Origin of the sequence: Microcystis sp. Msp_OC_L_20101000_S702 (assembly GCF_007095705.1) — a bacterium.
Classification (GTDB): Bacteria; Cyanobacteriota; Cyanobacteriia; order Cyanobacteriales; family Microcystaceae; genus Microcystis; species Microcystis ichthyoblabe_A.
Genome location: NZ_SFBO01000067.1, coordinates 78,754 through 101,291, shown reverse-complemented (window position 1 = coordinate 101,291; position 22,538 = coordinate 78,754). Strand labels below are relative to the sequence as shown.

Annotated in this window: 19 protein-coding genes and 1 pseudogene; 10 read left to right on the top strand and 10 right to left on the bottom strand. The window is 43.1% G+C overall.

Going from position 1 to position 22,538, the window contains the following annotated elements; translation table 11 throughout:
• Positions 1-120: 120 nt before the first annotated feature.
• Positions 121-1,548, bottom strand: coding sequence for a decarboxylating NADP(+)-dependent phosphogluconate dehydrogenase (gene gnd / locus EWV60_RS07390; protein ID WP_002750762.1), 1,428 nt, complete (start codon positions 1,546-1,548; stop codon positions 121-123).
• Positions 1,549-1,949: 401 nt separating this feature from the next.
• Between gnd and EWV60_RS07385 the strand changes: the two genes are divergently transcribed.
• Both EWV60_RS07385 and EWV60_RS07380 read left to right on the top strand, forming a co-directional pair.
• Complete coding sequence (locus EWV60_RS07385; protein WP_287231696.1) at positions 1,950-2,732, top strand: MBL fold metallo-hydrolase; 783 nt, start codon at positions 1,950-1,952, stop codon at positions 2,730-2,732.
• A gap of 237 nt (positions 2,733-2,969) precedes the next feature.
• Complete coding sequence (locus EWV60_RS07380; RefSeq protein ID WP_002741823.1) at positions 2,970-3,923, top strand: DNA-methyltransferase; 954 nt, start codon at positions 2,970-2,972, stop codon at positions 3,921-3,923.
• Between the two features lie 119 nt (positions 3,924-4,042).
• Here EWV60_RS07380 and EWV60_RS07375 read toward each other — a convergent pair whose 3' ends face one another.
• Complete coding sequence (locus tag EWV60_RS07375; RefSeq protein ID WP_287231695.1) at positions 4,043-5,113, bottom strand: glycosyltransferase family 4 protein; 1,071 nt, start codon at positions 5,111-5,113, stop codon at positions 4,043-4,045.
• A 183-nt stretch (positions 5,114-5,296) separates the two neighbouring features.
• On the bottom strand, positions 5,297-6,427 hold the full coding sequence (locus EWV60_RS07370; RefSeq protein WP_103113041.1) for a glycosyltransferase family 4 protein: 1,131 nt from the start codon (positions 6,425-6,427) through the stop codon (positions 5,297-5,299).
• Between the two features lie 419 nt (positions 6,428-6,846).
• Here EWV60_RS07370 and EWV60_RS07365 point away from each other — a divergent pair, with 419 nt between their 5' ends.
• Positions 6,847-7,941: a WD40 repeat domain-containing protein gene (locus tag EWV60_RS07365; RefSeq protein WP_002750748.1), complete on the top strand. Its 1,095-nt coding sequence runs from the start codon at positions 6,847-6,849 to the stop codon at positions 7,939-7,941.
• Between the two features lie 45 nt (positions 7,942-7,986).
• Here EWV60_RS07365 and EWV60_RS07360 read toward each other — a convergent pair whose 3' ends face one another.
• A complete protein-coding gene (locus EWV60_RS07360) occupies positions 7,987-9,327 on the bottom strand; it encodes an AAA-like domain-containing protein (protein WP_287231694.1) in 1,341 nt (446 codons plus the stop codon).
• A 144-nt stretch (positions 9,328-9,471) separates the two neighbouring features.
• Between EWV60_RS07360 and EWV60_RS07355 the strand changes: the two genes are divergently transcribed.
• Both EWV60_RS07355 and EWV60_RS07350 read left to right on the top strand, forming a co-directional pair.
• Entirely contained in the window at positions 9,472-9,636 is a 165-nt protein-coding gene (locus tag EWV60_RS07355) for a hypothetical protein (protein ID WP_002750744.1), read from the top strand.
• Between the two features lie 730 nt (positions 9,637-10,366).
• Entirely contained in the window at positions 10,367-11,224 is an 858-nt protein-coding gene (locus EWV60_RS07350; protein WP_287231693.1) for a glycosyltransferase family protein, read from the top strand.
• Between the two features lie 33 nt (positions 11,225-11,257).
• Here EWV60_RS07350 and EWV60_RS07345 read toward each other — a convergent pair whose 3' ends face one another.
• Positions 11,258-11,800 (bottom strand): peroxiredoxin, encoded by a 543-nt coding sequence (locus tag EWV60_RS07345; protein ID WP_024970938.1) that lies wholly within the window; start codon positions 11,798-11,800, stop codon positions 11,258-11,260.
• Positions 11,801-12,284: 484 nt separating this feature from the next.
• On the opposite strand from EWV60_RS07345, the gene aroA reads away from it, so the two are divergent.
• Entirely contained in the window at positions 12,285-13,625 is a 1,341-nt protein-coding gene (gene aroA, locus EWV60_RS07340; protein ID WP_024968846.1) for a 3-phosphoshikimate 1-carboxyvinyltransferase, read from the top strand.
• Between the two features lie 195 nt (positions 13,626-13,820).
• Positions 13,821-15,536: an ABC transporter ATP-binding protein gene (locus tag EWV60_RS07335; protein WP_287231692.1), complete on the top strand. Its 1,716-nt coding sequence runs from the start codon at positions 13,821-13,823 to the stop codon at positions 15,534-15,536.
• Positions 15,537-15,544: 8 nt separating this feature from the next.
• Here the strand turns inward: EWV60_RS07335 and purF are convergent, their stop codons facing one another.
• Entirely contained in the window at positions 15,545-17,008 is a 1,464-nt protein-coding gene (purF, locus tag EWV60_RS07330; protein WP_287231691.1) for an amidophosphoribosyltransferase, read from the bottom strand.
• Positions 17,009-17,145: 137 nt separating this feature from the next.
• Positions 17,146-19,416 (bottom strand): phosphoribosylformylglycinamidine synthase subunit PurL, encoded by a 2,271-nt coding sequence (gene purL, locus EWV60_RS07325; RefSeq protein WP_287231690.1) that lies wholly within the window; start codon positions 19,414-19,416, stop codon positions 17,146-17,148.
• 127 nt (positions 19,417-19,543) lie between these two features.
• On the opposite strand from purL, the gene EWV60_RS07320 reads away from it, so the two are divergent.
• Positions 19,544-20,056 carry a DUF29 domain-containing protein gene (locus EWV60_RS07320; protein ID WP_287231689.1) on the top strand — a complete coding sequence of 171 codons (513 nt, stop codon included), beginning with the start codon at positions 19,544-19,546 and terminating at the stop codon, positions 20,054-20,056.
• Positions 20,057-20,073: 17 nt separating this feature from the next.
• On the top strand, positions 20,074-20,169 hold the full coding sequence (locus tag EWV60_RS07315) for a type II toxin-antitoxin system HicB family antitoxin (RefSeq protein WP_373276164.1): 96 nt from the start codon (positions 20,074-20,076) through the stop codon (positions 20,167-20,169).
• A gap of 27 nt (positions 20,170-20,196) precedes the next feature.
• On the opposite strand, the pseudogene EWV60_RS07310 reads toward EWV60_RS07315, so the two are convergent.
• Positions 20,197-20,433: pseudogene (locus tag EWV60_RS07310) on the bottom strand (formylglycine-generating enzyme family protein); the annotation flags it as partial.
• A 30-nt stretch (positions 20,434-20,463) separates the two neighbouring features.
• Here EWV60_RS07310 and EWV60_RS07305 point away from each other — a divergent pair.
• Positions 20,464-21,840 (top strand): MlaD family protein, encoded by a 1,377-nt coding sequence (locus EWV60_RS07305; RefSeq protein ID WP_287231688.1) that lies wholly within the window; start codon positions 20,464-20,466, stop codon positions 21,838-21,840.
• A gap of 87 nt (positions 21,841-21,927) precedes the next feature.
• Here the strand turns inward: EWV60_RS07305 and EWV60_RS07300 are convergent, their stop codons facing one another.
• Both EWV60_RS07300 and EWV60_RS07295 read right to left on the bottom strand, forming a co-directional pair.
• Entirely contained in the window at positions 21,928-22,149 is a 222-nt protein-coding gene (locus tag EWV60_RS07300; protein ID WP_016515189.1) for a type II toxin-antitoxin system HicB family antitoxin, read from the bottom strand.
• Complete coding sequence (locus EWV60_RS07295) at positions 22,124-22,381, bottom strand: type II toxin-antitoxin system HicA family toxin (RefSeq protein ID WP_287231687.1); 258 nt, start codon at positions 22,379-22,381, stop codon at positions 22,124-22,126. Before EWV60_RS07295 ends, EWV60_RS07300 begins: the two co-directional genes overlap by 26 nt.
• Positions 22,382-22,538 lie beyond the last annotated feature (157 nt).

The window sequence follows — 22,538 nt, the reverse complement described above, 5'->3', positions numbered from 1 at the left end:
AAACTGATTTGGTATCCCTACCAATTTCTTGACCGATAGTTAACTCTTAATCAGAAAAATATCGCAAAAAAATCTCCCCTTTTTACTGGAAATAAAAAGGGGAGAAAATATTAGATAGCTTTAGGATTCAGTCATCCATTCCGTATGGAAAAACTCACCTCTGGGTTTATCGGTACGTTCATAGGTATGAGCGCCAAAATAATCCCGTTGTGCTTGGGTGAGATTTTGCGGTAAATTGGCCCGACGATAACTATCAAAATAGTCCAAAGAAGAACTAAAAGCCGGGACAGGAATTCCCAACTTATTAGCTAAGACTAACACCTCACGCCAAGCTTCTTGGCGATCGAGGATACTTTGCTTAAATTCCGGCGCTAACAACAAATTCGGCAGGCCCGGATTTTCCGCAAAAGCTTTGCGAATTTTATCCAAGAAACCGGCCCGAATAATACAGCCGCCCTTCCAGATGCGGGCCGATTCCGGCAGACTGATATTATAGTTAAACTCCTGAGAAGCTTTAGCGATTAAAGCCATACCTTGGGCATAGGAACACATTTTCGAGCAGTAAAGAGCATCACGCACCTTATCCACAAATAGTGCCGCATCCCCCGGATAGGTTTCCCCAGGTCCGGGTAACTCTTTTGAGGCTGCCACCCGTTCATCCTTATAAGCGGACATCACGCGAGCATTAACCGCAGCATAAATGGTCGGAATTGGCACCCCCAACTCCAAGGAACTTAACACGGTCCAGCGTCCTGTTCCCTTTTGTCCCGCCGAATCCAAGATTAAATCTACTAGATGATGACCGGTTTCTGGGTCAACACACTTAAAGATATCGGCGGTAATTTCAATTAAATAAGAATTAAGCTCATCGGTGCGGTTCCACTCGGCGAAAGTTTCCTGTAACTGCTGATTGCTTAGTCCTAGACCATTTTTCAGCACATCGTAGGCTTCGGCAATTAACTGCATATCGCCGTACTCGATGCCATTGTGAACCATTTTCACATAATGGCCCGCACCCCCGGACCCCACATAGGTGACACAGGGACCATCATCGACTTGGGCGGCAATTTTGGTTAAAATCGGCTCTAATTCCCGATAGGCGAACTCTGTACCCCCCGGCATCAGGGAAGGACCGTGCAGAGCGCCTTCTTCGCCACCACTGACTCCCATCCCAACAAAACCCAGTTTAGTGGTTGATTCTAGGTCGCGGGTGCGTCTTTCCGTGTCCTCGTAGAGGGAGTTACCGCCATCGATAATCATATCTCCTTCTTCGAGAAGGGGTTTTAATTGTTCAATCACGGCATCCACCGGCGGGCCAGCTTTGACCATGACCAGAATTTTGCGGGGACGCTCTAAAATTTGGACGAATTCTTCTAAACTATAGGCCGCCTTGACATCTTTGCCGACGGCGCGAGTTTCCATAAATTCTTTAGTTTTGCTGGCGGTGCGATTGTAAACAGCGATAGGAAAACCCCGACTCTCCACATTGAGAGCGAGATTTTCTCCCATGACAGCTAGTCCGATAACACCGAAGGTACGTTTAGTCATAGAAATTCAGTCTCGGCTGATGCGTTCTTCTTCCCCTTTTAGCGCCTACTTTCCCTAGGATAGCTAAACTTTCCCTATTTCTTAAGCCTTGACTAATCAGTGATCAGTAATCAGTAATCAGTGATCAGATTTGGGTTTTCAGTGACCGGCATTGAGTGAGGAGTGTGACAGCGTTTCTCCTCAAGATGAAGTGTAACCTAATTTGGTATCACCCCCTGACGACTGGCTACTGTTGCCCGTTCCCTAAAACCAGAGACTTCCTACCTCACCATTAAGATAACTGCTATAAATGGCATTAACAGTGCTGTGTTTTCACTGATGACTGAAAAACCCCCAAGCGCAGAAAAGTTAATGCTAATGTTAAATTAAATTAAGAAAATCCCCATTATTCCTCGGCTTATATGCAGTTAACTTGGCTTGATAGTAATTCTTGGTTAATCGAAATCGGGGGAAAACGCCTGCTTCTCGATCCTTGGTTGGTAGGTTCCCTGACTTTTGGTAATTTAACTTGGCTATTTGAGGGCAAAAAAACCGCTAATCATGCCATTCCCCAAAATATCGATCTGATTCTTCTCTCCCAAGGTTTGGAAGATCACGCTCATCCTCCCACTTTACAGGTACTCGATCGCCAAATTCCCGTGGTGGCTTCTCCTAATGCCGAAAAAGTCGTTCGAGTGCTTAATTATACCCATCTCATCCCTTTAACCCACGGCTCTAGTTATATCTTTGACAATGCGATCGAAATTACTGCTGTCCCCGGTTCTCCAATCGGGCCGACTCTGGTGGAAAATGGTTATGTTATCAAGGAATTAGCGACAAATCAGAGTATCTACTACGAACCCCACGGTTATCATTCTCCTAGCCTCGATTCTCTCGGTAAAATCTCCGTGATTATTACCCCTTTGATTGACTTAAAAATACCTTTCCTCGGACCGGTAATCAAAGGACAAGAAAGCGCCTTGGCAGTCTGTCAACGCTTGCAGCCTCAATATATTATTTCTACGGCTGCCGGTGGTGATATCGAGTTTAAAGGATTATTAATGGCGGTGTTAAGTGCTGGGGGTAGTCCCGAATCTTTTCAAGAATTATTAACATCCCATGACTTGCCGACAAAGGTAATTGATCCTCGTCCTTGGCAACCTTTTACAGTGGAATTGGGCGAGTGCGTTCCTGGTTTGAGCTAATCTAAGTTAAGGGAAGAATAGAAAAAAGTCAAAACTTTCTTCCCGATTTTTATCTAAAAAAGTAGAATTTTTGTTATATCTTTGCTGGCTACAGATGACATTAATTGTTTTAAAAAACTGGCTCTCTTGTATATTGGATGTAGAATGGGTAAAACCCCACACCCCACACTCTGCCCCCAGGAAAAACTTTTTGCCGCAAACCCTAATTAAAAGTGGCTCTTCTTTACTAAATTGTCTATGAATCAGTTGCCCTTATTTTCTCAGTCAAAATCAGTGCGAGACTTTTATCAACCTGATGCCGAAATAATTCTTTATCAAGGAGATAGCAATAATTTTATCAAGACTATACCAGATAATTCTGTGAGCTTGATTATTACTTCTCCTCCCTACAATTTAGGAAAAGACTACGAAAAAAAAATCTCTTTGGATACTTATCTGGAAACCCAAACCAAAATTCTGGTAGAATTCCCTAGAATCTTGCAAGATAATGGCAGTATTTGCTGGCAGGTGGGAAATTTCGTTCAAGAGGGAGAAGTTTATCCTTTAGATATTTTTTATTATCAGCTATTTAAACAAATGGGTTTCTTTTTAAGAAATAGAATTGTCTGGCATTTTGGCCATGGACTACATACCTCTAAAAGATTTTCTGGCAGGTATGAAACTATTTTGTGGTTGACAAAAACCGATAAATATATCTTTAATCTTGATCCAGTGAGAATCCCCGCTAAATACCCTGGTAAGCGCCATTTTAAAGGTAAAAATATCGGTAAACCCTCTGGTAATCCTTTAGGAAAAAATCCCAGCGATGTTTGGGAGTTTTTAGCACAAGAATGGGATGAGTTACTATGGGATATTCCTAACGTTAAATCTAATCATCCAGAGAAAACTATCCATCCTTGTCAATATCCAATCGAATTAGTAGAAAGATGTGTTTTAGCCTTGACAAATGAGGGGGATTGGGTTTTTGATCCCTTTGCCGGGGTTGGAACTTCTCTGATTGCTAGTATTATGCACAATCGTCGAGTGATGGGGAGTGAAAAAGAAGCAGAATATGTGAAAATTGCCAGGGAAAGAATCGCTGCTTATTTGCAAGGAAATCTCAAAATTCGTCCTTTGGGAAAACCTATTCATCAGCCTACTGGCCAAGAAAAAGTCGCTCAAATTCCCGAAGAATGGCACAATAATATATAGGAAGTAAAACTGAATCCCCCCAAGAAAGTACAGGTTTTTGCTCTCATATACTTGGGTTTTAATGCTTAGTGCCGTCTAACCCATCCTACAATGATTGATAAGTTTTTTTGTCACTATTTTTAGAGAAAACTTTCCAGAATTGTTGCAGTTTCTTGTCCCGTTTTTTCCCAACTAAAAAGTTCGGCGCGTTGGCGACTCAAGGATTTTAATTTAAGACGTAATTGTTCATCAGTAGCGATTTGCTGCATTGCCTCTCTCATCTCATCAATACTATAGGGATTAATTAAAATTGCCGCATCTCCTGTGACTTCCGGGAGAGAGGAAAGATTAGAAGTAATCACAGGAGTTCCACAGGCGATCGCTTCTAGTACAGGTAATCCGAAACCTTCCCAAAGGGAAGGATAAACTAAAGCAGTTGCTTGGTTTAAAAGTTGCGGCAATTCTTCATAGGAAACATAGTTTAAAAATTGCACCCGTTGAGAGATTGATAATGCTTCTACCTGTTGCTGTAGAGCAGGGGTAAAACGGGGGTCAAATTGACCGACAATTAATAATTGATATTCGGGATCGATTTGGGAAAAAGCAGTAATTAAACGAGCGAGATTTTTATGAGGATCATAACGACCAAGATAGAGAAAATAGGGACGAGTCGCCAGATTTAGAGGACGAAAATTATGAGAATCATATCCAGAAAGAATCACGGTTATTTTGTCAAGAGGTATGTTAAAAAACTTATTAATATCCGAGGCAGTTGCTTGGGAAACAGCGATAATATGTGTGGCTTTTTTCAGGACTTGAGGTAAATAGTATTTATTATAAAAAGTTAAAGGAGAAAATTTCGGGAACCGCAGGGGAATTAAATCATGAACTGTGACAATATAGCGGCAATTTCCATAAATAGGTGCTTCGGGAATGGGGGTAAATAGCAGGGAAGACTTTAATTGTTGATAGGTTTGATAGAGTTGGGTTTCTGTCCAAATTAAGCGCTTAATATTGCCTTTGGTTCCCTGCTCTTGGGTGAGGTTTGCCGACACAGGATAGGTGTTAAAATCTGGGTAACTATTAGAAGTGATTAGGGTAGGATTTAAGTTAGCTAATTGAGGAATGAGATTTTTAGTATAGGTAGTCAATCCAGTATATTTAGTACCGAGAAAAGCGAGATTGATTAATAATTGATGATTTCTATTCATAGATATTAGCTAGTTAAGCAGGTAGGTGTTAAAAGTTGTCAGACACCACCCTTATCAAGGGAAGATTAAGGGGTGATCAGCACCCCCCTTATCAAGGGGGGATTAAGGGGTGATCAGCACCCCCCTTATCAAGGGGGGATTAAGGGGGGATCCATCTTCAATTTAATTATAACTACTTACTTATTATAAAAGAGAAAGATAAGCTTTTATAGTAGCTTGTGCGGTTTTTTGCCAAGAGAATTTTGCCGCTTGTTTTTTTCCTTTAGTGATTAATTCTTGACGGAGAGAGGTATCACTAATAACTTGATAGATTGCTGCGGCAATTTCTAGGGGATTATCGGGATTAATTAATATTGCCGAGTCTCCGGTGACTTCGGGTAAGGATGCAGTATTAGCAGTTACCACGGGACAACCTAAAGTCATCGCTTCTAAAACTGGTAATCCAAAACCTTCATAAAAGGAAGGATAGATAAAAACATCAGCTTTTTGATAATAATCCGCAACTAAGTCATCAGCAAGATAATCAAGATGTTGAATACTATCTCGAAAGGGAGACTGAGATATTTTATCGAAAATTGGTTGATACTTCCATCCTTTTTTGCCAATCAGAATCAGATTATGGTCTAATTTATACCTGTCCTTAAGATAGTTAAAAGCATCGATAAGATTAATAATATTTTTTCGTGGTTCTAGGGTACTAACAAAGAGTAAATAGGGTTTAGTGATAGTTAGAGATGAGGGAGGATTGGGGAGGGAAGAATAACGACTTGCGAGGGGAGTAACAAAAATTTTCTCTGGGTTCACATCTAAATATTCAATAATATCTCGTTTGGTACTTGCGGAGTTAGCAATAACTAAATCTGTCCATTGTAGAGATTGTTTAATCCGTTGGGTGTAGGTTTTGACAATCCCCGTGACAAACTCAGGATATTTAATAAAAGTAACATCATGAATAGTCATAACTTTGCGACTCTGACGACAAGGATACACCACATGATCCAATCCGTGGAGAATATCGGGAGAATCAAGAAAGTTTTCTAGATAGGGAATTAGAGGATTAGGAAATCTGGTTAAGATATTGCTAAGACTGACGGGAATTGGTAAACATTTAACCTCTGGATAGGATTGCAGTTTTTCGGGGATAGAAAGATTACCCCGCAGCCAGTTTTTTACCGATGGTTGAAAACAGAGGGACAGGGAAAAGTTTTCTTGGTTTTGTAATTTAGCTAATTCGGCAATCAGGTGATAAGCATATAATCCAATTCCACTAGGATTTTGTCTTATCGGTGTACCATCAACTAAAATTTTAAGCATTTGTGGTTAGATGAGATTGACGGGATAGATATTTTTAAAATTACAGATTCAATTGTCAATTTTGCTCGCTTAGGACAAGATTAAAATCGGCAATAAACTCCACCCTAATAGTTAATCTTACCCTATAGCGCCCCTAAATAGCAGCCTTTTTGGGCTAGGTTACGGTCAATACTTAATTTATCGGGCAATTTTTTCGATTATTGTCCCACCCTACGACTAGGATTGTCAACGGGTACTTATCAGCTATGAATCTCCTTGACGAAAAACACTGTAATTAGTTATAATCATGGAAGAATGGCTTCCTCGTACTTGTGGTGATCGGAGATTTCTCAAAAGTTATCTCAGGGATGGCTTAGTCCCCTACAGAACAAGCAAGATCGGGTAATGCCGAAAAATCTTGATTAACTAATGTTTTCACTATGTTTAATCGCTTAGTATCTTTTAAATTCTTAGAAGGCCATGAAGGTGAGGTTAAATGTCTAACTTTTTCCCAAGATGGTAAACTTTTGGCTAGTGCCGGAGATGATGGGAATATTCTAATCTGGGAATGGAGAAAAAATCAGAAGTTTTCTTTAACTAAAAAAATTGATGAAGTTTTTGAAGATGATATCAATAAAATATTTGGAGATCTAGAGGAGGGGATTAGCAATATATTTGGAAATAAGGGTGGAATCGCTATACCTAAAATTAATGATATGTTCTCAAAACCACCTCAAGTAAAGGTTTTGGAGATTGATGATATATTTCCAAGACATAGACATAAAAGAATCAACTCTGTTGCTTTTAGTCCCTGTCAAGGATTTTTGGTCAGTGGAGGAGATGATCAAACCCTAAGAATTTGGTCACTGGAAACTAAAAAATTAATCTCTACCTTAACAGGACACCAAGACAAAGTTACAGCAGTAGCTGTTCATCCCGATGGGGAAATTATTGCTAGTGGTAGTGAAGATAAAACGGTGAAAATATGGTCAGTAAAAACTGGAGAAATTCTAGCCACTTTACAAGGTCATAGCGATAAAGTCCTAACAGTTAAATTTAGTCAAAATGGTCAACTTTTAGCCAGTGGTGGCGGCGAAAATGACAAAACGGTAATTATTTGGAATCTGGGAGAAAAGAGCAGTATTACCTTAAAAGGTCATTCCGATTGGTTTGGAGGTATTTTATCGGTAGATTTCGGCAGTAATAACAAATTTTTAGCCAGTGGCAGCAAAGACAAAACTATTAAAATCTGGGATATTAAAAGAGGTACAGAGGTAAAAACTCTCAGCGAACATAGTGATCATATCAATTCAGTTAGTGTTAGTCCTAATAATCAACTATTAGCCAGTGGTGGTGATGATAAAAGCTTAAAATTATGGGATTTAAAAGCAGGAAAAGCGATTATTTCTATTCCCCATCCCCAGAAAATCTATTCCGTTTGTTTTAGTCCCGATGGTAATTATATCGCCACGGCCTGCCAAGATAAAATCGTGAGAGTTTATGGCACTTCCGAACTACAATCTTTAGCAAGTTGAGCAATCTTTGAGCGCACCGGATGCTTATCGGTGTCTAATTATCCACTAGAGATCGCTGCCGGTCTGTTCCTCTCGGAAGTAAAGCTGATATAATTGACAGCTAGGCTGGGCCAGATCGCCTTTTAACTGAATTAAACCCATACTTTCCAGTTTATAGGCAGTAATCGGTTCTAATCGCACTCCCTTATCGGAAGAATTAACCACTTCCCCCATCGCTGTCAATAATTCCGGCTGTTTTTGCAGATTATCCCAGTGATGACGCAGGTGTGCCGCGTAAATTCCCCCTTGGGTAGCAGCATTAGGGAGAATATTTTTCTCCCCGCGCACCTGCGCTTCCAGGGCCAAACGGCTAAGATAGGGATGACCAGCAACTAGAGCGATTAAATCCCCGATAAAACGCTGATTATCTTCATTTTTAGGCAATCCGTAGCTACTAGCCAAGTTTTCCAGTTGTTCGAGGCTAAAACCGGGTAATTTAATCGCACGGCCGACATTAAAGGGAGATTGATTAGCGTCCAATTGAATATAGATTTCCGTGGAATTAGCAATCGCTAACCGCAAATTCTGCCAGATTTCTAAATTATTAGCTTCTTCGTGCCAACAGCGCAAAAGCGGCAGAAAATCCCTAGCGATGTCGGGATACTCGAAAATTCTGTCTAAATTATCTAGGGCCAAAAAGAGCGGCCCGTTAATCTGTTCCAAAAGATAGGACTGAAAATAGGTTTGACAACTGATTAAACTGCCAAATAGTTCCTCATCCCAATATTCATCTAATTGAGGCTTTAAACCCAATTCTCGGCTAACATTGGCCGAAAACCAGCGACAAAATCGGTCTAAACTGGCAAACATCGCCTTTTCTGCCACTTGACAATTAATATAAACTGTGCTATGTCCCCAACTATCTGCCTGAGCGAGCAGATGTTTAAGGAGAGAAGTTTTACCAGTCTTTTCAGGGGATTTAATGCGAATGAGTGACCCCGGACGATTAATTTCTTGATAACAGTCGCTTTCGACGGGAGGGCGGCTAATATAAGTATCTATAACTGATTTTTCTGCTAGTATCGGGACGGATTGATTTCTCCATTCAGGATATTTGATATCTTTGAACCATTCTCGGAGGATTTGGAACTTACCCGGCCCTTTACTACCTAATTCGAGTTCGGGACAGCCATTATCTTTATCTGCCGAGAAATAGCTATAGATTTTAGTCATTTGTTTTTTATAGGTTTCATGGCTGGCAGCCTCAGCCATTTCCCAAATTTCCTCATCCGGTTTGCGCCAATTTTCATAGGCAAAACGAACCAAAAAAATTTCCTTTAATTTGCCTTGAACACCGTATTCTCTGGCTAGATGTTTGAGAAACTCGTCCCATCCCTGTGGTTTCATCCCGTTCTACTTTATTCTACTCAAATTCCCTTTTTTTCCATGTTAACCCCTTTTTCCCTCTTGGCAATGGGACTGACATCCGAGAAGGAAGGCCTTATGGTAAAAGTAGGTCAATTACCTGATGGTGTCTAAGGGAGTAAAACCATGAAAATCTCGTTAACCTTGTTTGTTGTGGCCTCCTTGCTGTTAGGTTCAATTCCTCACACTTTAGCGGTTAATAGTCAAGATAACCATTTTGACCCTTCCTCTTGGCCGCTAATTTTACAAAACCGTGACTGTAAGGGTGATAAGGACGATAATTGCAATTAGTCCTGATTATCTCGGTTAAGGTTGTTAGTCTATATCCCGCACCGATGAAAAAATCGTGGTCGGGATTTTTTTGATCTTAATCATCAAAATTAGGGTTAAACCAAGTAAATTAGAGGAAATTGTCAAAGATTGACTTTTATCTTGCTCTTAATAGCTAGGGATTGTCCAGATGTTAAAATTCGTCTAGGGGTGGCTTCTGAATGCCAACAGCCATTTTTATCAATATAGAAGGGCATAAGCGAATATTTGTGAAGATTTTTGGTATAATCAAAAGCTTGCACAATTTATCGAGCCGAATTGATAGATAGCTCCTGTTTTCTGGAACGACCGCTGAATAATAATCCTAACCCTTGTCTTGTGGAAGTTTTCACCTGGAGTTATCTAGAGACTAGATCAGCGGCTCTCTTGTTCTTTGTGTGATCATTTTAACTTACTATAGAAGCGATCAATCTTTGTGTCCTCTGTGCCTCTGTGGTTCCTTCCACTCCCTCGCCAGCAGGACTGTATCTTAGAATACATTTTACCCACCAAACCCAAGAGATCCGATCAGCTTTCGACTATCACATATAGTTCAAAATGATGTAAACTTTGACTACAGCAACAGCTTGCTCAAAATAACCCCACTCTAGCTTTTTTAGGTAGTAGTAGTCCACCGACTTGACTAATTGACTTAAGGTGGGAATATTTCGGTTTACGCAGTATAAATAGAACAAATGTATTTAGTAAAATGATGGTTACTGTAACCCAAGCAACATCCCAATCTAATTCGTTGATTGATTACGTTAAGCAAGTTTTTATCATCGCCTATAAAGAGCCAACAGAGGCACTAGAATCCTGCTTTCGGGAGGAGGGATTTAATTGCGAAGTTCTCAGACAAAAACACCTAGAAGAATATAAGGGTTATTCCAATAGCTACCTTACTCTTCTTAATCATTGTCAAGCATGGCAACGTATTATTCAGGAAAATAAACCGACTTTAATTATCGAAGCTGATTTTGTTCCCGTGGTGGGCATCAGTCAACTTCCTTTACCATTTAATCCTAATAAAAAAAATGTGGGTATTGCTTGGCTATATACTTGCGCTCCTCAAGTTTATTATGTATCACCCGAAGGTTTTGCCACTGGATTTTCTACCTCTGCTGTTGCCTATATCGTTACCCCAGAAGCAGCAAAAATTATCATAACATTAGAAGAAAAAATTAGGCAAAATCCAGGTCCGAAATCCTATTCTTCTTGGGATTCAACTATTGATGCTCTATTAAGAGAGCAAAAGCTTAAAAATTATCTGCCCTTTCGCTGTTACGGAGAACATGGTGGTTTGCCCAATCTGGAACATTACCGCAATAATTTAAGCAAAGCTCATAGAGCAGATGTACTTTATGGTTCCTTAGCTTTTTTACCAATTTATACTCAAGGAAAAAAGAGTCCTTGGCTGGCTTTTTGGTGGGAACGTTTACAAGCAAGAATTAAAGGCATTGGGAGATTACTTGCGGGTAAATATCTGCGTCTGGCTACAGTTCGCTACAATAACCACTCATTCCGTTTTCTCGGTTTCGCTATTTTCAGACATTTCACATGGCGCTTATGAAAAATTATGCCAAATCATTCCTGCTTGTCAAAATCAAGAAGTCGCCTGTAATTCCTCTAAACGTGCTAAAACTTCGGCACTGTGAATGGCAGGATTTACCCCTAAATAAATCTCTTTTAAAATCCCCTGCGGATCGATAAGATAGGTATGACGTAGGGAAACATAACCCATCCAAGAACCATAAGCTTTACTAACATCTCCGGTAGTATCTGCCAGCAAGGGAAATTTTAAACCCTCCGAGTCGCAAAATTCCGCATGAGAATCGACATCATCGGCACTTACCCCTAAAACTTGCGTATTTTTAGCCATATATTTCGGCAAATCCTGCTGAAAACGCCGCGCTTCTAGGGTACAGCCGGGGGTAAAATCCTTGGGATAAAAATACAAAACTACCCACTTACCCCGATAATCCGATAGGGAAATATTCCCTTCTCCCGTGTTAGTCGGTAGGGTAAAATCGGGTGCCGGTTGATTTAAAGGGGGTTGGGGGCCACCTAAAGCGTTAGCATCGGGAATAAGGGCAAAAAATGCCAGAATTACTGCAATTAAAAAACTCAACAGTTGACGACGAGACATAATCAGTTATCAGTTATCAGTTATCAGTTATCAGTTATAGTCATTTCAACTAAGATTGAGAATATCAATGCCAGAGTTCATAAGGGTTTAACTGGTCTATAGCGGTTATCGCATCTGTGTGGCACACTTAAACCTTTGCTGATTAAGCTGTTCAGGATCGGGAATGTACCTCTTGTGAATCAGAAACGCTATAGATTGTATCAGACTTATCTGAAATGATCATAGCAGTCATTTTAGTAAAAAATCCTAGGGTTAGGGGAAAATCGGCGGCTCTCTTATTATTTGTGTGATAAGTTTAACCTAATACGAGAGCGATCGATCTCTGTGTCCTTTGTGTCTCTGTGGTTCGTTCCATTCACTTGTTCCTGTCACACCAGAACAATCAACTGTCACCCTAGCTTAATATTCTTTACATAACTTGACAAGGAAAGGGCGAGGTAAAGGGGGAAAATAGATCGAGCTTGTCTTCATCTGCCTAACGATCATGTCTATTGTCACCCTTAACCCCCTTCAATCCCATCAAGATTTAGTCATCGATCCAGCCAAAATCACGGGATTACGCGGAAAAATCACTATCCCTGGCGATAAATCCATATCCCATCGTTCCCTGATGTTAGGAGCGATCGCCGAAGGAGAAACCGTTATTCATGGGTTATTATTGGGCGAAGATCCCCGCAGTACCGCTAGTTGTTTTCGTGCCATGGGTGTGGAAATTTCCCAACTCAACAGCGAGAAAGTGATCGTCAAAGGTAGGGGTTTAGGCAATCTTGAGGAACCCTTAGAAATCCTTGACGCGGGCAATTCCGGCACGACGATCCGCTTAATGTTAGGATTATTGGCTGGTCATCAGGACCGTTTTTTTGTCGTTACCGGTGATGCTTCCCTGCGATCGCGTCCCATGTCCCGGGTGGTGAAACCCCTCAAAGAAATGGGGGCGCAAATTTGGGGCAGAAAAGCCAATTCTTTGGCTCCTTTAGCCGTTTCTGGGGAATGTCTGCAACCGATCCACTACTATTCTCCCGTCGCTTCTGCACAGGTGAAATCCTGTCTTCTCCTCGCTGGACTGTTAACGGAGGGGAAAACCACGATCACGGAACCCGCTTTATCTCGCGATCACAGTGAACGGATGCTGCGCGCTTTTGGGGCAAATATTGAGGTGGATGGGGAGACTAATAGCGTCACGGTGACGGGTTATCCCACTTTAACTGGACAAACGGTGATTGTACCGGGGGATATCAGTTCGGCGGCCTTTTGGTTGGTAGCGGGGGCAATAGTGCCTAATTCCGAGTTATTAATCGAAAATGTGGGAATAAACCCGACTAGAACCGGAGTTTTACAGGTTTTACAGGCAATGGGAGCAGATATCACCCTCGAAAATCAACGGGTGGTGACGGGGGAACCAGTGGCGGATCTGCGGGTGAAATCTAGTCAACTACAGGCAACCACGATCGCTGGTGAGATTATACCCCGTCTGATCGATGAAATTCCGATTTTGGCAGTAGCGGCGGTTTTTGCCCAAGGAACAACAATTATCAAGGATGCCGAGGAATTACGGGTGAAGGAAAGCGATCGCCTGACGGTGATGGCCACCCAACTCGATCGCCTAGGGGCAAAAGTAACGGAATTACCCGATGGTTTAGAGATTACCGGCGGTACAGGCCTATTCGGCACGGAAGTGGACAGTTTTACCGATCATCGCATTGCCATGAGTCTAGCGATCGCTGCCCTCAATTCCCGTCAACCCACCACTATCCATCGCGCTGAAGCGGCCGGCATTTCCTACCCCGATTTTATAAGCACCTTAAAGCAAATTTGTCAAGAGTAGAAATATTAAGTTTTTCTGCGAACGGGCGAGGAGTAACTGGTAAAATTGCGGGATAAATCACAGAGTAGTAGGCCGCCTGTGTGATAATCAAGTTCATCGATCGAAATAGCGGAAAATAGAAGCGTCCCTCATTCAAATTTCCCTGAAAAATATCTCCCTATCTACCCCACTCCCGTCTTCTATTCCCCACCGATAATGGAAATCATCGCCCAATTAGAGAAAGTTTCCTATATTTATCCCGAATCCTCCAATCTAGTGCTTAAAAATATCTCTTTGGCAATTCATCGAGGAGAATTTTTAGGTATTATCGGGCCCACAGGTGCAGGAAAAACTACTCTCTGTTTAACTCTTAACGGTATTGTCCCCCAATTTTACGGAGGGCGTTTTTTTGGTTATGCAACAGTAGCCGGTTTAGATACTTTAACCCATCCCGTTAGCACCCTGGCCCGCTATGTGGGGGCAGTATTTGAAGATCCCGAAACGCAACTTTTAGCCACTTCTATAGAAAATGAAATCGCTTTTACCTTAGAAAATTTACGGCTACCGCGAGAGGAAATTAAAGCGCGTATTCCCAAAGTTTTAGCGGCAGTCCGGTTAGAGGGAATGGAAAAAAAATCCCCCGGGGAATTATCAGGAGGACAAAAACAACGATTAGCGATCGCCGCTGCCCTCGCAGTTCAGCCCGCTTTGTTAATTCTCGATGAACCCACCTCCCAACTGGATCCGGTGGGATCCCAGGAAGTTTTCGCCACCATTAAGGAGTTAAATCGCCATCTCGGTGTCACCATTGTGATGGTCTCCCACGCGGCCGAGGAAATGGCCGAATATGCCGATCGCCTGGTACTATTAAGGGAGGGTGCGATCGAAGCCATGGGAACCCCAGTAGAGATCTACTCCCAAGTACAACTTTTACAGGAAAATGCCCTGCGTCCCCCGCAAGTGGCCACTACTTTTGCCTTGATCGAGCAGAAAATCGGGGCGGTCGAGTCCATTCCTGTCACCCTCGACCGCGGTTTTGCCCGTTTAAACGAGCTTAAATCCTTTTATCATCAAATAACACCAAACCCTCCCTTATCGTCGGTTTCTGACCCCTTAAACCCCCTACTGAGCGTTAAAAATCTCTGCCATACCTACCCCGATGGTACTACCGCTTTGCGGGATGTGTCCCTCGATATTGCCGAAGGGGAATATCTGCTGATTATCGGTCAAAATGGCGCAGGAAAAAGCACTTTAGTCAAGCATTTTCTCAATCTTCTCTCGGCGACCACCGGTCAAGTTATGATTGACGGACGTTCTATCACTAGCTTTTCTGTTAGTGATTTAGCCCGTTCCATCGGTTATGTAGCCCAAAATCCCGATAATCAGATTTTTAACACCACTGTCGAGAAAGAAGTATCATTTGCCCTGACTAATCTCGGTTATTCTCCAGAAATCGTCACCCAACGCACGGAAGCAAGTCTAGAAGCCATGGGATTGCTAGAATATCGATCCTATCATCCTCTCTCCTTACCGAAAGGCGATCGAGCGCGGGTAGTGATTGCGGCAATTTTAGCCATGGAACCGCGTATAGTTGTTTTCGATGAACCCACCACCGGCCAAGATTACCAAGGGGCTAAGGCAATTTTAGAGGTGAGTCGTCAATTACACCAGATGGGCAAAACGGTGATTGTGATCACCCATCACCTCTATTTAATGCCAGAATACGCCGAAAGAGTAATTATTATGGGTCAAGGAACTATCCTTTTAGATGCCCCAATCCGGCAAGCTTATCATCAAACCGATCTCTTGGCCAAAACCTATCTAACTCCACCCCAAGCAGTTTTATTAGCACAAAAATTAGGACAACTTTCTGGTTATCCTAATTCCCTTTTAACTCCCCAGGAAATTGCCGATTGTTTTCAGAGGATTTAGCCGTGAGGCTATTTAACTGTTTCTAAGATCAACTTCGATCGCTTAACATTATCAGGTACAGGAATCGGATAATCGCCATTAAAACAGGCAGTACAGAAGGTTTTCGGATCTTCTTTCGTTGCTGTTAACATTCCATCGTGACTGAGATAAGCTAAACTATCCACCCCGATTTGTGCCTGAATTTGCGCCACCGATTTAGTTGCCGCAATTAACTGCTCTTGGTTGTCCGTATCAATACCATAAAAACAAGGATGAGTCACCGGAGGAGAAGATATTCTCATGTGAACTTCTCTTGCTCCAGCATCGCGTAAAGCTTTAACTAATTTCCGGCTAGTGGTTCCCCGCACGATCGAATCATCAACAATAATAACTCTTTTTCCCTGTAAAACATCCTTTAAAGGATTCAATTTCATCTTAATTCCCGACTCTCTCATGTGTTGGGTTGGTTGAATAAAAGTTCGTCCCACATAACGATTTTTAATCAATCCTTCCGCGTAGGGAATATCAGAAATGCGCGAAAATCCGATCGCAGCTGGAATACCCGAATCGGGAACTCCCATCACCATATCTGCTTCTATCGGCGACTCTTTGGCTAATTGTTCCCCCAAACGTACCCGATAAGTATATAAAGATTCCTCGTGAACAATGCTATCGGGACGAGCAAAATAAATCATCTCGAAAACGCATAATTTTTTCTCCGGTTTAATGGCCCAATCCACCGAAGATAAGCCATCTTCACTAATCCAAACTAATTCCCCCGGCTGCACATCCCGCAGATAATCGGCCCCAATAATATCTAATCCGCAGGTTTCCGAAGCTAAAACATAACGAGGGGGATTGCCTTCTTCTTGCAAAACCCCAATTACTAAGGGTCTGACACCATTGGGATCCCGCGCCCCGATAATTCCCGTCGGTGTGCCGATAACAAGGCTGTAAGCCCCGCTACAATAACTAAAGGCATCGATCGCCGCTTGTATCCAATCCTTGCCACTATCCACTTCCTGACCGATAGCGACGGCGATCATTTCCGAGTCGGTGGTGGTGACGAGATCACAACCGCGCTGTTCTAATACATTTCTTAACTCAAAAGTATTGACTAAATTGCCGTTATGTGCTAAGGAAAGTTTACCTAAACGGCTTTCGATCACGGCAGGTTGGGCATTGGCGCGACGGCTAGAACCGGTGGTAGAGTAACGAGTATGACCGACGGCGTGAGTACCCGGCAAGGTTTTAAGGACAGTTTCGTTAAAAACTTGGGAAACTAAGCCCATTTCCTTGTAACAATGCACCGTTTCCCCGTCGTAGGTGGCAATACCTGCCGATTCCTGTCCTCGGTGTTGCAGGGCATAGAGTCCGAAATAGGTCAGTTTTGCTACTTCTTCCTCGGGGGCATAGAGTCCAAAAACTCCACAGGCTTCTTCAGGCTTATCGACACTGGCAAAAGATACAGATGAGTCGGGATGGCTAGACATGGGAGGGTTGGGGCTGCAGAATACTTTGGTAACAAAATCTTAACCGATCTTAATCTTCTTTTAACGATTTATTTATCAGCTATCAGCCTTTATTTACCGATATAATCGGCCATCTTATCTAGCTGACGGCCTCAAGATTACAGCCTTCTTTCGATCGCTTTTGACCAAACTTGCTGTATAGTTTCTAGACTAACATCGATCGCCGGTTGTTTATTCTGGTCAAGAATTAAAAGAATATCGCTTTTTTCGCTAACTTTGCCGGTTATTTGCCAATAGTCTCCCAATTGTGTCTTTAGATATTCTTCCCAATCTTGCCGATTTTCGGAGGAAACGGAGACGATAATGCAACTAGCTAATTCCCCGAATAACACCGCGTCAAAACGTCCCTGATGCTGCCAAGAAAGGTCAATTTCCGCCCCTAACTGCCCACTAATACAGCATTCTGCCAGAGCAGTGGCTAAACCTCCCTCCGCGCAATCGTGGGCAGATTTCAGCCAACCGGCGCGAATTCCCCAACGACAGGCCGCTTGTACCTTTCTTTCTAACTCAAAATCAATTACCGGCGGTTTTCCCGTCACCAAACCGTGAATAACGGCTAAATATTCGGAAGCGCCGATAGTTGGCAAGGAGAAACCCAAAAGATAGATTAAATCCCCCGCTTTTTGCCAACCTTGCCCGCAAATTTGCCCGATATCCGGCACTAATCCCACCATCCCAATCACGGGAGTCGGATAAATAGACTGGGGGCTGCCAGCTGCATCAACGGTTTCGTTGTACAAAGAGACATTACCCCCAGTCACCGGTGTATTCATTTCCCGACAAGCTTCGGCAATACCCTGACAAGCAGTGGCTAATTGCCAATAACCGATTGAATTCTCCGGACTTCCGAAATTGAGATTATCCGTGACAGCAATGGGGTCGGCCCCAACACAGCTAAGGTTTCTGGCCGCTTCCGCCACGGCCAACTTAGCTCCGTTATAGGGATCAAGATAAACGTATCGCGGATTACAATCTGTAGTCGCCGCTACACCTCGCCGAGAATTTGCGGGATTAGCACCCAGAGGACGCACGCGAATCACGGCCGCGTCGGCCCCCCCGGGGAGAATAACGGTGTTATTCTGGACTTGATGGTCATATTGACGATAAACCCAGCGTTTTGAGGCAATCGAGGGACTATCCAGCAGTTTTAATAAAATCTCGTTATAGGATTCGGGAATAGGAATCGTGCTATCTTGCCATAATTGAGCTTTTTGGGCGTATTCTGGCGGTTCTGTTAGTAATTCCCGATGATAAATCGGAGTATTATCCGCTAGGGCCGCGGCAGGAATTTCGGCGGCAATTTCCCCTTTAAATAATATACGGACGATCGGTTCTGCAATTACCTGGCCAGCGACCACAGCCTGAAGTCCCCAACGATGGAAAATCTCGATTAATTCGCCTTCTCGTCCCGATGCTGCCACAAATAACATTCTTTCTTGGGATTCCGACAGCAGATATTCGTAGGGGACCATCCCAGTTTCCCGGACGGGTATTTTATCGAGGTCTAATTCAATTCCCACCCCTCCCTTGGCCGCCATCTCGGAGGTAGAACAGGTGATCCCAGCAGCCCCCATATCCTGGGCTGCCACCACCGCGCCGGTCTTAAATGCCTCTAAACAAGCTTCTATCAGGGATTTTTCCAGAAAAGGGTCGCCCACTTGCACCGCGGGCCGGTCATCCATAGATTTATCGGTTAATTCGGCGCTGGCAAAACTCGCCCCTCCCATACCGTCGCGGCCGGTGGTAGAACCAACGTATAAAACTGGGTTTCCCAGACCTTTTGCCCCGGATTTAACGATTTCCTCGGTTTCCATTAGCCCTAAAGCCATGGCATTAACGAGGGGATTGCCATTGTAGGCATTATCAAAGTATATCTCGCCGCCCACCGTGGGAACGCCGACACTATTGCCATAATGACTTATTCCTTCCACAACTCCGGCAAAAATGCGACGATTGCGGGCATCTTGCAAGTTACCAAAACGGAGGGAGTTGAGGATAGCAATAGGACGGGCCCCCATGGTAAAAATATCCCGCAGGATGCCTCCGACTCCGGTAGCGGCACCTTGGAACGGTTCCACCGCAGAAGGATGATTATGGGACTCGATTTTAAAGGCTAATCGCAATCCATCGCCTAAATCCACTACTCCGGCATTTTCCCCCGGTCCGACGAGAATTTTTTCGCCGGTGGTGGGGAATTGTTTGAGCAGCGGCCGGGAGTTTTTATAACAGCAGTGTTCCGACCACATCACGCCAAACATTCCTAATTCGGCTTTGTTGGGGTGTCTTCCCAGTCTTTTGACTATTTCTTCGTATTCTTCGGGTTTGATGCCTTCTGAGGCAATTTCTGCGGCAGTGAAGGGGGTAGTCATGGGAAAATGCGATCGAGGGACAAGATTTATTGTATAACGTCTGATGAGATCGAGTTATACTGCTTAGTGAAAGACAAAAAAGTTAAAAAGGTTTGCGCTAGTAAAGTTAAGCTAAAGACATAGTTTTATGATCAGTGGGAACGAAACTATGGCAGTAGAAACAGCTTTATCAATGAAAGCCTTATATGATCAGGATTTTGTTCTCTGGGCTTCAAAAACCGCCGAACTTTTAAAGCTAAAAAAGTTTGATGAGGTGGACTGGGAAAATCTGATCGAGGAAGTGGAGTGCATGGGGAAAAGTGACAGACGGGCTGTAGAAAGTTTATTAACCCAGCTTATCGAACACCTGTTTAAGTTAGCTTATCACAAATCGGAACGGGAGCGAGAACGCAACGTCTGTCACTGGGTAGGAGAAATCGCCAGTTTCCGAACTCAACTAGGAGAGTGGCTAGAAACCACTACTCTCAGTAACCATGCGCGGGATTATTTTCAAAAAGCCTACTCGAATGCTCGAAAAACCCTAATACAAGCGAAAACCGTCACTGGCGATGCGATTCCTGTCGAGCCTCCTTTCTCCCTCGAACAGGTATTAGATGGGGAGTGGTTCCCGATTGATATCGATCATTACTTCGACGTATAAGAACAAAAAAGTTAAAGATGAATATTAAAATTATTGTTTGGCAAGAGGATGATTTATGGTGTGCCACCGTTCCAGCTTTCCCCAGTTGTCATACTTGGGGAAAAAGTATATAAGAAAATCTATCCAACTGCTAAACTAGAGGCATCTTTTTCGCTGACACTGGGGGAAAGTTCCCCGTCAATGGTCACTACGCGATCGATCAAGCCTTGAAACTGTCCAATAATTGGTTTTAGGTATTGTTCTAGATTAATGGCTACTTTGGCCATTTTGATCGCTTCTTGTTCCAGATTATCTAACTCCAGCTGCAGCTGATACACTTGTTTATAACCGTTCAACTTACCGATCATTTTCGAGAAAACCTGTTTTTGTGTATCCTGATACTGTGTAGAGATGAGGAGTAATTATTTATGGAAGCTGGCGGTTCACAACGAGGGATTTCCCCAACTCTGCGGCAAAGTGGTATCGGTTTAATGTTACTGGCATCGGGGGGAATACTAATCTGGTTTGTCACCTGGTTAAGTAATTTTAGCTTCGGGGGACGCAGTTATCGAGCCAGCTTCCTTTTTCCTAATGTGGGTGGCATGATGGTGGGAACCCGCGTCGGTTATCGGGGAGTGAGAATCGGGCAAGTGACGGCAATTACCCCAGAACCGGAGGGAGTCGCCGTAGAAGTGGAGATTTCGCCAGCAGATCGCCTAATTCCCAGTAATTCCCTCATCGAAGCCATTCAATCCGGTTTAGTGGGTGAAACCACGATCGATATTACTCCCCTGCAAGCTTTACCCGTCGGTGGTGTCAAAGAACCCCCTTTGAGTCCTAACTGCAATGGGGAAGTGATTATCTGTAACGGTTCCCGTTTACAAGGTCAATCGGCGCTCAATGTCAATACCTTGATCAGATCTTTACTGAGAATTTCTAATCTAGTTAGCGATCCCGATATGGTGGCCGGATTTCGTTCCTTTACCCAACGCGCTGCCAATGCCTTGGGGGGACTCGATCGCTTTAGTGGTGAGGCAACCACCGCTTTAAGCGAGGTACGTCGCAGCGGTACTCTAGGTAAAGTTAATTCGGGTATGAGATCCCTAGAATCTTTACCGCAAGTATCCGGTTCCCTCGATCGCCTTTCTAGTGATCTTTCCGGTGTCGGGGGATTGAGTCAGGAAGCGACTACTTTACTGAGAAGTTTACAGGGAAGTGGCGGCCTGAGAAATTTAGACGCTACCCTAGTAGAGGCCCGAAAAACGCTGCTTTTGGTGGGAGAAACTACCGAAGAACTGCGGGTTTTTTTGGCAGCTAATCAAAATCGTTTAATTGCCACTCTCGATAGTATCAAAACTACCAGCGATCGCCTACAAACTACTCTCGCTGCTTTGGATCCGATTCTGACACAAGTGCAGAAAAGCCAAATTATCGACAATTTAAACACTATTTCGGCAAATGCTGTTAAATTAAGCGAAAATTTGGGTAACTTTACTGCTTATCTCTCCGATCCTGCCACTGTTGTCACCCTACAGCAACTCCTCGACTCCTCTCGTGCCGCTTTTGCCAATCTTCAGAAAATCACCTCGGATGTGGATGAAATTACTGGTAATCCGCAACTGCGACAGGAAATTATCCGCTTAATTCAGGGTTTAAGTCGTTTGGTTTCTTCTAGCGAACAACTACAGCAGGAATTCGCCCAAGGTCAAGCAATGACAAGAATGGCCGCCCAAATTGCGACAATAGCCCCAAATCCCCCCGCTAATACCCCAGAAAAAGACCCTAAGAAACCTGAATCTGAGTAGCAGAATTTGGGGTTAGGGGTTGGGAAAAAAAGTCCGAGCATTTGTACTAAAATTTTTAAGACCCAGTTTCAATACACAACAGTTTGTCTAATTTTTTGTCATAGCTAAATGAGGAATTTCTTCACCATGTTGACGATAACTTTCTTTAACGCCTTCCCAAGCTACAATTAATTCATTGAGTGCTGTTTGAGGGCGATCAGCAAAAGCGGAAACGCTAGGCATTTCTACTAAGTATGCTATCCAATCTCTCTCCTCATCTTGAAAGATATTAATGCTAAAACCGTTAAAATCGTCGGTTGTTGGGTTCATTTTCTTCCTCCTGTATTTTTAAAAATTGTTTAACTTGATAAGCTTTCGCTTCACCGTTTTTTGTCGGTTGAATAGATAGACGGACTCTCTTGGATGAATACCAAATGTGTTGACTTCCTGTTTGATGGTCAAAAGTCCAACCACAAAGATTAAGCAAACTCTCAAATTCGCTAAAACGTAATCCTTGAGGCGAGTTTTTGGCTTTTTCTAGCAGTTTTTCTTTTTTTCCCATCGATCGATCACAACGAACTCAATCTATTTTAGCTTAAAGTTAAAAGAAGAAGATCGCATTTATACATCAGAGATAGAATGCAATTCGCCGCTACAATACCCGAAAATCAATTAGTTTTGCTAATCTTTGAGTCATAATTAAAAACTCCATTTTCACA